This window comes from Streptomyces sp. NPDC004561 (genome assembly GCF_053602155.1).
Genome location: NZ_JBSGDB010000271.1, coordinates 1 through 12,082, shown reverse-complemented (window position 1 = coordinate 12,082; position 12,082 = coordinate 1). Strand labels below are relative to the sequence as shown.

At 68.0% G+C, this 12,082-nt stretch carries 14 protein-coding genes and 1 pseudogene; 5 read left to right on the top strand and 10 right to left on the bottom strand.

What is annotated here, in order from left to right; translation table 11 throughout:
• The first annotated feature begins 782 nt into the window (after positions 1-782).
• Positions 783-1,208: a hypothetical protein gene (locus ACWEN3_RS29210; RefSeq protein ID WP_452976682.1), complete on the top strand. Its 426-nt coding sequence runs from the start codon at positions 783-785 to the stop codon at positions 1,206-1,208.
• 159 nt (positions 1,209-1,367) lie between these two features.
• Positions 1,368-1,733: a transglycosylase family protein gene (locus ACWEN3_RS29205; protein ID WP_452976680.1), complete on the top strand. Its 366-nt coding sequence runs from the start codon at positions 1,368-1,370 to the stop codon at positions 1,731-1,733.
• Between the two features lie 484 nt (positions 1,734-2,217).
• Here ACWEN3_RS29205 and ACWEN3_RS29200 read toward each other — a convergent pair whose 3' ends face one another.
• The gene (locus ACWEN3_RS29200) at positions 2,218-2,790 is read right to left on the bottom strand and encodes a TetR/AcrR family transcriptional regulator (protein WP_452976677.1); all 573 of its coding nucleotides are present in this window, start codon (positions 2,788-2,790) and stop codon (positions 2,218-2,220) included.
• Between the two features lie 105 nt (positions 2,791-2,895).
• Between ACWEN3_RS29200 and ACWEN3_RS29195 the strand changes: the two genes are divergently transcribed.
• Both ACWEN3_RS29195 and ACWEN3_RS29190 read left to right on the top strand, forming a co-directional pair.
• Positions 2,896-3,531 (top strand): class I SAM-dependent methyltransferase, encoded by a 636-nt coding sequence (locus ACWEN3_RS29195; protein ID WP_452976675.1) that lies wholly within the window; start codon positions 2,896-2,898, stop codon positions 3,529-3,531.
• A 32-nt stretch (positions 3,532-3,563) separates the two neighbouring features.
• Positions 3,564-4,232: a DUF2218 domain-containing protein gene (locus ACWEN3_RS29190; RefSeq protein WP_452976673.1), complete on the top strand. Its 669-nt coding sequence runs from the start codon at positions 3,564-3,566 to the stop codon at positions 4,230-4,232.
• A 703-nt stretch (positions 4,233-4,935) separates the two neighbouring features.
• Here ACWEN3_RS29190 and ACWEN3_RS29185 read toward each other — a convergent pair.
• The 9 genes and pseudogenes from ACWEN3_RS29185 to ACWEN3_RS29145 all read right to left on the bottom strand — a co-directional run bounded on the left by ACWEN3_RS29185 (position 4,936) and on the right by ACWEN3_RS29145 (position 11,563).
• Positions 4,936-5,616, bottom strand: a complete 681-nt coding sequence (locus ACWEN3_RS29185) for a DUF305 domain-containing protein (protein WP_452976671.1) — start codon at positions 5,614-5,616, stop codon at positions 4,936-4,938.
• A 103-nt stretch (positions 5,617-5,719) separates the two neighbouring features.
• A complete protein-coding gene (locus tag ACWEN3_RS29180; RefSeq protein ID WP_452976686.1) occupies positions 5,720-6,094 on the bottom strand; it encodes a DUF6153 family protein in 375 nt (124 codons plus the stop codon).
• Between the two features lie 343 nt (positions 6,095-6,437).
• Positions 6,438-6,559: pseudogene (locus ACWEN3_RS29175) on the bottom strand (IS5/IS1182 family transposase); the annotation flags it as partial.
• Between the two features lie 171 nt (positions 6,560-6,730).
• Positions 6,731-7,591 carry a polysaccharide deacetylase family protein gene (locus tag ACWEN3_RS29170; protein ID WP_452976669.1) on the bottom strand — a complete coding sequence of 287 codons (861 nt, stop codon included), beginning with the start codon at positions 7,589-7,591 and terminating at the stop codon, positions 6,731-6,733.
• 519 nt (positions 7,592-8,110) lie between these two features.
• Entirely contained in the window at positions 8,111-8,434 is a 324-nt protein-coding gene (locus tag ACWEN3_RS29165; protein WP_452976667.1) for a hypothetical protein, read from the bottom strand.
• A 44-nt stretch (positions 8,435-8,478) separates the two neighbouring features.
• Complete coding sequence (locus ACWEN3_RS29160; RefSeq protein ID WP_452976665.1) at positions 8,479-8,835, bottom strand: nitrile hydratase accessory protein; 357 nt, start codon at positions 8,833-8,835, stop codon at positions 8,479-8,481.
• On the bottom strand, positions 8,832-9,431 hold the full coding sequence (nthA, locus tag ACWEN3_RS29155) for a nitrile hydratase subunit alpha (protein WP_452976663.1): 600 nt from the start codon (positions 9,429-9,431) through the stop codon (positions 8,832-8,834). Before nthA ends, ACWEN3_RS29160 begins: the two co-directional genes overlap by 4 nt.
• On the bottom strand, positions 9,428-10,099 hold the full coding sequence (nthB, locus tag ACWEN3_RS29150) for a nitrile hydratase subunit beta (RefSeq protein ID WP_452976661.1): 672 nt from the start codon (positions 10,097-10,099) through the stop codon (positions 9,428-9,430). The genes nthA and nthB overlap by 4 nt, the downstream gene beginning before the upstream one ends.
• A 729-nt stretch (positions 10,100-10,828) precedes the next feature.
• Entirely contained in the window at positions 10,829-11,563 is a 735-nt protein-coding gene (locus ACWEN3_RS29145) for a dienelactone hydrolase family protein (RefSeq protein WP_452976659.1), read from the bottom strand.
• Between the two features lie 330 nt (positions 11,564-11,893).
• On the opposite strand from ACWEN3_RS29145, the gene ACWEN3_RS29140 reads away from it, so the two are divergent.
• Positions 11,894-12,082, top strand: a 189-nt coding sequence (locus tag ACWEN3_RS29140; RefSeq protein WP_452976684.1) for a helix-turn-helix domain-containing protein, incomplete at its 3' end; no start/stop codon positions are given.

Below are 12,082 nucleotides of genomic sequence, written 5' to 3'. Positions count from 1 at the left end.
CATCCAACCGAGCGATTTTCGGGCGAACTCAACCGCCATCACGCGAAGATCAACAGTCACCCTACGTACGCGACCACACGAAGTGGACCAGAGCCCGTTCTTGTGGACAGAGCCACTGGGGCGACGTCCCCTCGACACCTTCCACGCACGCCGAATCAGGCGCTGTGCCCTACAGGCATTCAGGAGCCCCAGCCGGGGAGCGGGCCGATCCTTGTCCAGGTCGCGCCGCATGACCGCTACGGACCCTCACCCGCACGGCTGACCGCTTGCCGCTCATCTGGCCACGCACCCGCGGGCCAACGTAGTGGCTAGGGGAGTGCCGGAACCGACCCCCGGCTCCTGGCCCGTGACCCCGACGTCTCCGGCCGGCGGAACGCGGCCCACGCCGTACTGATTCCACGCTCTGAGGGACCGGTATGCGATCGCCGCTTGGGCGCCCGGGTACATTGGCAGCGCTGGAGCCCGCACACGACATCGTCACCCCGGCTACGGTGCTCGTGGAACTCGCTGCCGACGAGCCGGACGGTTCCCCGGCCGCCGGACTGTGCTGGTCCCTCGCCCGGGAGGTCCGCCGACACGGCCACGTATCGGCCCCCGCCGACTCGGCGAACTGCGCAACAACACGGCCGACAGAGGCGACGGCGCCCACCTCGTCCTCGACGCCCGGTCCCCGCGCCGCTCGCCGTACTCTCGGACGGACGTGATAATTCATTCCGTTCATTTCCCTTGCGGTGGCGTGGCATTGTGAGACGTCAGGGACTGGGTGGAAAGAGCCACCGACCATGCAGCACTGCAGCAGCGTCGCGACCCTCAATGACGGGCAGTTGCTCGCACAGCATGTGATCGCGGACGCCGGCGAAGCCGCGATCTCCCGTGAAATGGTCGGCCGCGATCTGGACGTTCTCACCACCCGGACCGAATCGCCCGTACGAGACAACGACGCAGTGCCGGCCCTCGGGGTGACGGACCTGCGCGCCGGAGCATGCGAACCGATCAGCTTCCGCGTCCAACCAGGAGAGGTGCTCGGCATCGGCGGCCGCGTCGGCTGCGGCTCGGACGCCTGGAACGCAGCGGCACCCGCCCATCCGCGTGCACGGCGAGCTGGGCGCGGGAGCCGTCCCGGCTGTGCCCTTGTTGAGCCGTCCTCTGGCGACCACGCCATGCGGGCCGCGGATTGGCGGCAGCGTGGTGGTTGCCGGGCAGGCTGACACTTACGAATCCGCCTGACTGCCTTCCTCCGCCCGGACGCATCCCTTCATGCTCGAAGGCCGCTGTGGTCTCCTTCGCACTGCGTTACATGGCCGCCCGGTCACGGCTTTACGGCGAGTCTGCACTACTAACAGTTCATCATATGTGACAGTCTGCGCATGATTCGCCAAAACCCTATCGACGTGATCGCGAGTCGTCGCACCACTCCGCTGGTACCGCGTGCGGCCCTGCTCTCCTTGGCAGCCGTCGCGGCTCTCACCACGGGGCCGACGGCGACCGCCCTGCCCGCCGACCGTCTCAGTGCCGATTGGGACGCCATCGCCGCGTGCGAGTCCGGGGGCAACTGGAAGGCGAACACCGGCAATGGATACTTCGGCGGACTGCAGTTCAGGCAGTCCAGCTGGGTGGCGGCCGGTGGCTTGAAGTATGCGGGCCGGGCCGACCTCGCCACGCGCCGGGAACAGATCGCCGTGGCCAGACGCCTGGCGGCCATCCAGGGATTGTCCGCCTGGGGCTGCGCTTGATTTGGGTCAGCAACAGGTCGTCCACTCGCAGGCGCCGTTGTCGACGGCATGGCCCGTACAACTGGCCATACTGCGGGTGTGCCGCCTCTGAGGTCCAGCGGCTGCAGTGGCTGCCGGTGTCGAGTGCCCGCGAGGCGGCTGTGAACCGGCGCTGGGTCCGGTCCTGCCGGCAGGTCGTGTCCGACGCTCATCGCGGCGTCCAGGTTGTCCCAGCGCACGTGGATGTCCACCCAGGCTGATGCGGCCCAGCGCCGTCCTCGATCCGTACTGTCGGCAAGCGGCGGCGTGCAGTTCGTCCATGACGGGGCGCCAGGCCGCCGTGTCATCACCGCGTCCAGGGCGGATCGGCAGTGTGCATCCTCTTCGTCTGAGGAGTTCGGGGCCACCCGGCTCCACCGCGTCTGCCGAACGCGAGCCGGGTGTTGGGGCCACGATTCGGAGAACGGCAGGCCGACCGTCGGCGATGACTCACGGTTCGGCTTCGTCAGTGCGGCGGCCCAAGTCCGGAGAGTGTGACGTCGACGAGACGGTGGACGGCTTCCTCGGAGGGCAGCCCTCCGGCGGCGGACAGCGCGTGCAGGCAATAGTCGGCCAGCTCGCCGGGAGAGACGTCGTCGCGGACCGCACCTACCGTGGCGGCTTCGGCGATGACGTCGCGCACCAAGCTGTGCAGCTCCTGCTGAGCCTGGACGACGTGCTGGTCCCGGTGGACGAAGGCGGCGATCTCGCCGTCCCGGCGTCGCTTGTGCGTGATGTGTGCGTACCCGCGCAGGACCGCTTCGAGCCGTTCCACGGGTCCGCCGGCGTGGTCCCGTACCTCGGCGAGCCGGCCCAGGTGGGCGGCGACGTGACGCTCGTGCCAGGTGATCAGGATCGACTGGACGTCCGGAAAGTACTTGTACAGCGTCGCGCGCCCGATCCCGGCTTCCTTCGCGATCTGCGACATCGTCACTGACGCCAGGCCGTGCTCGGCCACGAGCGCGACGGTGGTCTCCAGGACCGCGTCCTGCACGGCGCGGCGATGCGCGTCCATCGTCTCGTCCCACAGCTTCGGCATGGCTCAAGGATACGCAATGGCGATGCAGAAACACTCTGCCTTGACTAAGACAAAGTGTATCGATAAAGCTGGAGGTATCGATCCGGACGAGGAGGAGAGGTTCCCGTGTCCGACGCGCTCCCCACCCATGCCGCCGCACCGACCCGCGTCGGGCCGCAGTCTCTGGACGCTCTGTATGCGGCCCGCCCGCCGTGGGAGCTCGGTCGTCCCCAGCCCGCCCTCCTCGACCTCGCCGAGAGCGGATTGCTCTCCGGCCGGGTACTCGATGTGGGCTGCGGGACCGGCGAGCACGCCCTCATGGCCGCCCGGCTGGGCCTGGAGGCAACTGGAGTCGACCTCGCCGCCACGGCCCTGGCGGCGGCCGAAAGAAAGGCCCGGGAACGCGGCCTTGCTGCGCGCTTTCTGCGGTACGACGTGCTGGACCTGGCAGTAATGGGGGAGCGCTTCGACACAGTGCTCGACTCCCTGGTCTTCCACGGGTTCCACGGCCAGGACCGCTCCCGCTACGTCGACGGGCTGCGTGCCGTGACTGTGCCGGGCGGGCGGTGCTTCCTGCTCTCCTTTTGCGACGAGCCGCCGAACCGCTCCGGGCGCGTTCACCGAGTGACCCCGGACGAGATCCGTGCCGCGTTCGCGGACGGCTGGCTGATCGACGCCATCGACCCGGTTACGGTCGACAGCTCCCTGCCTGCCCTGGCCGGCGGGATCCGCGGCTGGCGCACCTGCCTGACCCGCCTGTGACGCAGTGCCCCGTACCTGAGAAAGGAGCGGTCATGCCGACCGCAGAAGCCCACCTCGCGACCGACCGCGCGAGCCGCTACCTCGTCCAACTCTGCCGCCACCTGCGCCAGATGGATCGCATACGTCACCGGCCGCCCGGCGGTCACGGCGTGGGCCGGATGAAGCCCGAGGTCCAGCAGGTCGACTACACCGACACCCACGGCACCGTACGCTTCGCCGACGGTCAGTGGACCTTGGACGCCACCGCGGACACGCTCACGTTGCGCGTCACCGCCGACGACGAGGAGGCGCTACGACGTCTCCAGGACGGGATTGGCGCGCGGATCGAGAAGATCGGCCGGCGCGACGGACTGCAGGTGCAATGGCGGCGAGTCGGAACCGATGCTCTGCCACAGGAAGAGCGCGACACGGAAGGCGGATCCCCCGGCGCGGGGGGCAGACGCGGTTCGCGGGGAGCCACGTTGGGCCTGGTGGCAGGCGGGGTACTGATCGTCGCGGTACACCTCGGCATCGGCGGCGCGGTGCTGGCTGACGCGAAGTGGACCGGCTGGGCCGCCAACGCGGTCCTGGTCCTCATCCTCGTGAAGCTGTTGTTCATGGGCGGCCACCTGTTTCTCGGGCGTGCCGCGCTGCGTGCCGGCATCGTGTCCCGGCACCGGAGGAAGCGCCGCGAGCGGACCGGCGCCCACGCCACGGGCTGAGCCGATTCCATGATCCGCCGCATCGGCAGGCTGACTGCGCAAACGCACAGACAGTGGGCTCGACTCAGCGGATTTGAACGACCATCTTTTTCTACTGCCTCCGCTGGCCTGCCCCCCTCTTCAATAATCTGAAGGCGGCTCTCCACTCGCGGGTGGAGAGCTGATTCGGCCCCGGGCCGATCCACGCCGTACCGCGCCCAACGTGGAGTACGAGCGTGACTGCCGCCCGTGACCAGGCGCCGGCCGACGGCCGAGGAGCGCCGAAGCGGCCGAGTCCGTCGCCGACCTGTTCGACCAGCTCACCGCCGACTGGGACAGTACCCACGCCACCGGCGGCGACGACCCCCTACGCGAGGCCCTCACCCGCGGCGGTCCGTGCCCGACGGGCCGTGTCTCGAACTCGGCTCCGGCACGGGCCTCTTCACCCCCGGGCTGACGGCCCTCGTTTCGCGAGTGATCAGCGTCTACCTGGCCGTGGGCATGCTGCAGCAGGCGCACGGACGCTCCCCGTGGGGGGTGTGCGGGCCGACGCGAGCAGGCTGCCGCTGGCGGACGCCTTCGTCACCGCGATCGCGGTGATCGACATGCTTCTGTTGCTTGGGACTTGGGACTTGGGACTTGGGACTTGGGACTTGGGACCAGCCCGGGCTCGGGGTGCCCGTTCGACGACTGCCCCGAGCCCGGGCCAGGCCCGGCTGACGATCTACTGCTTGCCGAGCATCTTGTTCATCTTGGTGATCTCGGCCGACTGCGAGGTGACGATCGACTTCGCCATCGTCGTGGCAGGCCCGTAGGCGCCCTTGGCCTGCTCGGTCTTCGCCATCTCGATCGCGCCCTGGTGATGGCTGATCATCATCTGCAGGAACGCCTTGTCGAAGGCGTCACCGGACAGGCCCTTCAGCTTGCCCATGTCGTCGCTCGACATCATCCCGGGCATCGACGAGCCGGAGTGGTCCATCCCCGGCATGCTCTCCATGCCGGACATGCCGGCGTCCGGGACCTTCTCGCCCCAGGACTTCAACCAGCCGGACATGGTGTTGATCTCCGGATCCTGCGCCTGCTTGATCTTCGCGGCCAGGTCCTTCACCTGCTGAGACTTCGCCCGCGAGGCAGCCAGGTCGGCCATGGCCACGGCCTGCCGGTGGTGCGGGATCATCCCCTGGGCGAACGACACGTCCTGCGCGTCGTGCTTGCCCTGTGCGGCAGAAGCGGTGCCCGACGGGTCGGCGGAGGACATCGCCCCCATGCCGTGACCGGTGGAGGCCGACGACGGGGATGAGGAGGAGGAATCGCTGCTGCTGCCGCAGGCGGCCAGCACCGCCGCCGCGGTGGCGGCAGTGGCCAGTGCAACGGTTTGGCGGATGAGAGAACGGCGGGATGCCATGAGAGGTACAACTCCTTGAAGCGCCCGCGCCCACGCGCGGGAATAACGGATTCAGGCAGGCCAGAGCACGCCACCCCGTCAGGAAGGTGTCGTGCAGGCGCCTCTAGATCCGCAGGAGCTGCAACTCGGAAAGATCGGGCGGTGCGCGGCCGTCAACCGCCCCAGGGGCCGGGCCGCTGCCGGCGGTCGCCGCAGGCTCGACACGAGCGGTCAGAGCGGGTGTCAGAGCGGGCGGAACGTACGCAGTAGACGTACCGCCCGCCGCGCATGTTCCTCCGGCGTGGTCCATGACCATGCCACCGCTGCCCGTATCAGACAGCTGCCGGCAGTCTCCACCGACACCTTGGGCAAGCGTGGAGTGATTCCCTGAGGACCCCGCCGACATCATCACGTCGTGCTGGCCCGCAGCCGGCATACCGGCGGGTGACAGGACATGCATTCCCAGCACCCCCGCCACCAGGGCCAGGACCAGCCACATCCAGCGCGCAGAGCTCGCCTCGGAGCCGGTGCGAGCGCTGGACATCATTGGCTCATCGTACGAGGCTCCATGGACCCCAAGCGGACGAACACTCCGTCAAGTGTCTCATCCCACATCGGGCGTCGGCGATCCACGGCCCGAGCGGGAAGGGGGTGAGCGAGCCGGTCATCCTGCGGGCTCCGCCTCCTGGTCGCCGCCGTGCCCATGGCTGTGGCCTCAGCCTTCGACGGCCAGATGGTTCGAGCCGGCCTGGAAGTACCCGCCTCGTCGAGGTCTTCGACATCGTCGTCGCCCGCGAACACGTCGCCTTCTCCAAGCCCGCACCCGACGCCTGCCTGCTGGCCGTGTCGTGGGCGTCGGCGCCGGAGATACCCAGCGACAGGGGCACTCCGATGCGGTCGGTCATCAGGTGGATTTTGATCCTGGCTTGCCACGGTCGGCCGGATTCGGACCGGTCAGTGGCCCACCTTGGCCGCTTGGACCACAGAGCCATCACGACGCCCCCTACCCCCGGGACGCAGCCGGGGGAACTGAGCAGCCAGCAGGATCGTGTGGTCGGGAAGTCCGGCTCGTGACGGTGCGCATGGACGACAGTCAGGTCTCGGGCGCCCCAACCATGGATGTCGGGAGGGCCGTTCAGTGTCCGGTCGGCGGCTGGATGTAGTCCTCCAGGCGGGCCACCGCGAAGCCCTGTTCCCGGATGCGTTTGAGCAGATTCGCGAACATCTCCGTCATGGTGGCGCCCTTGAGTTCCGCGGGGCCGCGGAAGTGGGCGAGGATGATGTCGCCGGGACGCAGTTTCTTGCCTGGCACTTGGTACTGCATATTGCGTACCTGCATGGATTCGCGCCACCAGACGATCGCTCGCGGTCCGCACGCTCCCACCGCGATCTTGGTGTTGTTGTTGTACGCCCCGTAGGGCGGCCGGAAGAGGAGCGGGGCGGTGCCGAACTGCTGGGTGAGGATCTTCTGGTCGCCGCACACCTCTTCCTTCTGGCGGGCCAGTGGGATGGTGTTCATCGCGGGATGGTGCAGGGTGTGGTTCTGGATGTGGTTGCCCATCGCCTGCAGTGGCTTGAAGTACCCGTAGTCCGCCTTGATGGCGTCGTTCATCAGGAACATCGTGATCGGGATCTTCAGGTCCCGCATCATCTCGATGAACTTGGGGTCCTTCTCCAGTCCGTCGTCGATGGTGATGAAGACGACCTTCTGGGATGTCGGTACGTGTGCGAAGACCGGAACCGGGCCGGTCGCGGACAGTTTGATGGGTTTGTCCGCCGGGGGTTCGGGAGCCGCGGCCAGCGGTGTCAGACCCCACTTGTGCCAGGCGGCGGGCTCAGCCATGACGTGCGAGCCGATCCCGGGCGTGCCGCCGGCGGTGGTGGACGCGGGGCCGATTGCGTTGTCACCGTTCGTGCTGCAGCCGCCTACCGACAGGGCCAGGAGCACGCTGGCCAGCGGGGCGTGGAACCTGCCGCCTGTGTTGCGTTGCTTCACCGCACCGGTCTCCTGCCTGCAAAGCTGATCTTGATTCTGCTGGGAAGGTAACCGCGGCATGAAAGGCGACGTGCAGTGGAGGGTGAGAATATGGACAAGATTGCGTCTTTTCTTCCGATCCGCGGCACATGCGAAGCCGAGTGGGACCTGAGTGAGCAGGTCGGGAGGCCGTGGCGTGCGGTGCGTCGACTGCAGTACGAATCGACTCGTCTTCGTCGAAGGCGCGCCAGCCGCCGAAGTAGTGAAGGGCGCCGATCGCTTGCGGGCACGTCGCGCAGCAGTCGCACGGCGGGCCGGGCGCGTTGCTCCGTCCGGGGCACACAGCTCTACGCGGTGACCAAACGGATCGCGGTTCGACGCCATCCTCGCCCCCCTGGTGTCGAGGCGGTCTCCTTCTCGGCTCAACGCCGAACGCCAAGTGCGGGCAGTGGGGCGAGGCCAGCTGAGCCACCGCCAGCAGTACTCGAGGAGCCCGTCGGGAACCGGGATCAGGCCCGGCTTCCGCAGCGTCCTCCGAGATCAGGCTGAATCGCCGAGAGCCCGCCTGACGTCAGTCCACAGCTGCTCGAACTCTGCCGCGGAGATCTCTGCAGCCTGGGGCTGCCCCTGCCAACCGTCCAGTGGGCCCTCCGCAAGAACGCCGTACTGCCGCTCATAGCGGCCCATCGCCGCGAGATCGGCATGATCACGCAAGTGCAGCACCTCTGCCAAAGACGCAGCCGTCACCGGCCGCGAGTCGCTCCCACGGACCTCAATGTGACGCGCCGCCCAGCCGTCGTCGTCGGCCTCGAAATACAGCCACAGATCTTCGTCCTCGTAGTAGGTACGGAACCAGGTCGTCATGCCGCCATCCTGACCCAACACCTGCGCCGTGAAGGCGTTGAGAGTCAGTGCGAGTGGTCGTCGGGGTCCCGGTGGTCGTGGCCCGGGGGACGTTCCGCCAGGGACTGGGCGCGTGTGGTGACCTCGTGCCTGGACACGGTGCACAGGCCGGCGAGCACGTCCTCCAGAGCGGCCAGCCAGAGCTGGTAGTACTTGTACGGCTCGTCCTGCTTCGCCGAGGCTTCCCAGGCGGCGATCCTGGCGATCAGCGCGGCCTGGAATTCCGACCAGGTGAAGGCGCCGGCCTCGTACAGAGTGACGGCCATGCCGAAGGCGCGGCTCTCCCATGGCTCGGCGAACACCAGCTCACCGTTGGAACGGGGCGGTGCGGCCGAACCCTCTATGTCCAGCGGCGCGCTCATGGTGCCGCCACCTTGGCCACGCCGACCATTGCGTCCCTGGTGATCAAGGGCACGAGTTCCTCCTCGCTGAGATGCTCGGTGCCAGCCGGCCGCTCGGGCAGGACCAGCCAGCGCACCTCACTGGTGGAGTCCCGGACGATGATCTGCACGCCTTCGTCGAGTTCGAGTCCCATCTCTGCCAGCACCGTGCGCGGCTCCCTGACCACCCGTGCACGATAGGCTGAGTCCTTGTACCAACTCGGTGGAAGGCCGAGCACCGGCCACGGATAGCACGAGCACAGCGTGCACACCACCACGTTGTGGGTGGCCGGGGTGTTCTCCACCACGACAATGTGCTCGCCCTGCTGTCCCGAGAAGCCCAGTTCCTTGATGGCGGCGGTGCCGTCTTCGAGCAGGCGCCGCCGGTAGTCGGGGTCGCTCCAGGCCTTGGCGACGACCTTGGCACCGTTGAGCGGGCCCACATTGGTCTCGTAGTTGGCGATGATCCCGTTCATCACCTTCGGGTCGATCAGGCCGCGCTCGGTGAGCAACTGTTCGAGCGCCTCGGTGCGCAGCGCCACGGAAGGGGTCTCGTCCGGGCCGCCTGTGGTGGTCATGCGATGGTCTCCAGGTAGCTCTCGTACATATCCACGGTGAGGGCGAAGCGGTCGGCGTCGGCGCCCCACAGTTCGCGTGAGTCGAACCGCACCGAGTAGACGTACTGCGGGTTCTCGCCCATGAAGTGCGCGTTGGTGTCCGGCAGCACATGGGCGGGCTGGACGACGTCCACGACTCCGGTGTGGCCCCGGACGTAGCCGGGCAGCCGGGTGTGCCCGGGCACGGACCTGCTGCTGGCGCGTACGCGCTCGCCCACGCCGAAGGCCGGAGCCGCGTCCACGGAGCGCAGTGAGCCCTCGGCTGTGGGGGCGTAGTCGGGCCGGTTTGGCTCGGGCGCCGGCGGCTCCTCCACATGTTCGCCACGCAGGTTGCGGGCGCGGGCCTCGATCGCGCCCGGCGCAAGGACGGAGTGTTCGGTGAGCATGAGCTGACCGGCGTTGAGCCAGCGCCCGTAGTAGCCCTCGTCCAGGTAGGCGGCCCGGTCCAGGCGCTCCAAGGCGTGCCGGAAGGCGTCCGTGTTGACGCCGCCACAGGCGACGCGGCTGGAGAGAATCGCCAGCGCGAATGCCTTGCGTTCCCAGTCCTCAGCGAAGACGGGTTCATCGTGGTTCGGCGGATGAACGGGACCCCAACCCTGGGTGCCCCCCATGTCGGCGATACCCTCCATGGCATAACCTTTCATTTGCCAGCAATAGCAGACATAGATACTCAAATTGTATTTTGCTGATGCCTCGGTGTCCCGGCGTACGAGGCTGTTGCTGTGGTCTCTGGCGTGTCGGCCGGTCGCTTTCGAGGCCGTTACGTGGCCGCTGAGCGAATCGGAACCAATTGCGAACATGTGCTCGTATCGCGGTCAGGGCGACGGCCGGGGGCGATGCCCTCAGATGACGTGGAGGGTGCGGTGCCCCTGCCCCGTACCGGCGCTCAGGGGCCGGTCGGCCTCACCCAGCGTTCGGCGGCCGCCCTGGTCGCTGGAACGGTGACGGTCTGCGTGTCGCAGTTGATGGGCGAGCAGATCTGGAGGGATTCCTGTCAAAGGGCGACCTCAAGCTCAGGCTCGCGGGGGCCAGGAGGATCTGGAGGCCTCGCGAGCGGCGAATCGCGAGCTGACCAGGGCCCTCAACCAGGCCTACCAACCGAAGAGGATGGCGTCTCCCCAGACTCGGGGAGACGCCATCGCTCTTGGGTGCGGCTCTTGTTACCCCGCCAGGAGCTGCGACAAGCCCCCAAGTAGCCCTGTGTAGTGCACACTTCGGTCTGTGATCGGCGTTCGGTGCGATCAGGGCGGTTGTGCTTGTGCTGGCCGCCGCCGTCGAGGAGGGCCGGGAGCTGTCCTCGATGAGAGGCATCCTGGCCCACACGGCCTACCTTCTGCTGGTGGCCTGGCGGCCCGGCCTCACTTCAGGTGCCGGGTGAAGAACTGGGACGCGGCTGCCCCCTCGAACTGCGGGACGCCGGTGTGGCCGCCCATGTTTGCGTGCAGGGTCTTCTCCTTGGTGCCGAAGGCGTCGAACAGGTCCAGGGCCGCCTGCCGGTCGTTCCCTTCGTCGTCCCACTGCAACAGGACGTGCAGCGGAATGGTGACCTGGCGGGCCTCCTCGAACATGGCGCGAGGCACGAGACTCCCGGCGAACAGAACGGCGGCCGAGATGCGAGGCTCGACCACCGCAAGGCGGACGCCGATGGAGATCACTCCCCCCGAGTACCCGACCGGGCCGCAGATCTCGGGCAGCGACAGGAGGGCGTCCAGGGCGGCCTGCCATTCCGGGACCGCCTTTTCGACGAGCGGGAGGATGAGGGCGTCGATGATCTCGTCGCCGACCGGCTCGCCGGCCGCCAGCGCCCGGCGCAGGTCGGCGCGGGCCTGCTCGGCGGCGGCCCATCGGGGCCGGTCACCGCATCCGGGGAGCTCGATGGTGGCCGTGGCGAAGCCATCCGCCGCGGTGTGCCGGGCCCGGGCCACCAGTCGGGGGTACATCTTCTGCAGTCCGAGCGGGGAGTGACCGAGCAGGATCAGCGGCGTCGGTGCGGATGCGGATCCAGGCGTCCACAGGATGCCGGGGATCTCGCCGAGGGTGAATTCGCGTTCCAGGACGCCGTCGTCGAGGCGCTGTTCGGAAGTGAATCGCATGGTCGTGCCTTTCGGGAGTGCTCTTGAGTGGCGCTCCCGGACGACCTAGCGTCCGACCGTGACCCCGGAGGGGAGCACCCATGTCGATACTGCGTTCACGGGTACCACCTCCTCGTTCTCTCGCACGGCCTCCGGAAAGGTAGCAGTGGTCGCCGTGGTTCTCCAACAGGTTTTTTGTGGAGGCTCCATCCGTTGATCTTGCGTGGGTATACCCGGCTTCAGCCGGGGAGGGAAACGCATCCTCGAACCGTAGGCGCGCACCGCCGGAGCCCGCTGCACTGTCAGTGGCCTGCACTATGTTGACCCCAAGGACCGAGGGGGGTGGGCTGGATGATCCGTGCGTACAAGTTCCTCATGCGGCCCACGGCGGGCCAGCAAGGCGCGCTCGCGGAGATGCTGCGTGATCACTGCTCGCTGTACAACGCCGCGTTGCAGGAACGCCGCGATGCCTGGCGGCACGCCTCGAAGACGACTGTGCGATACGGCCGGCAGTCCGCCCAGCTCAAGGACATCCGCGCC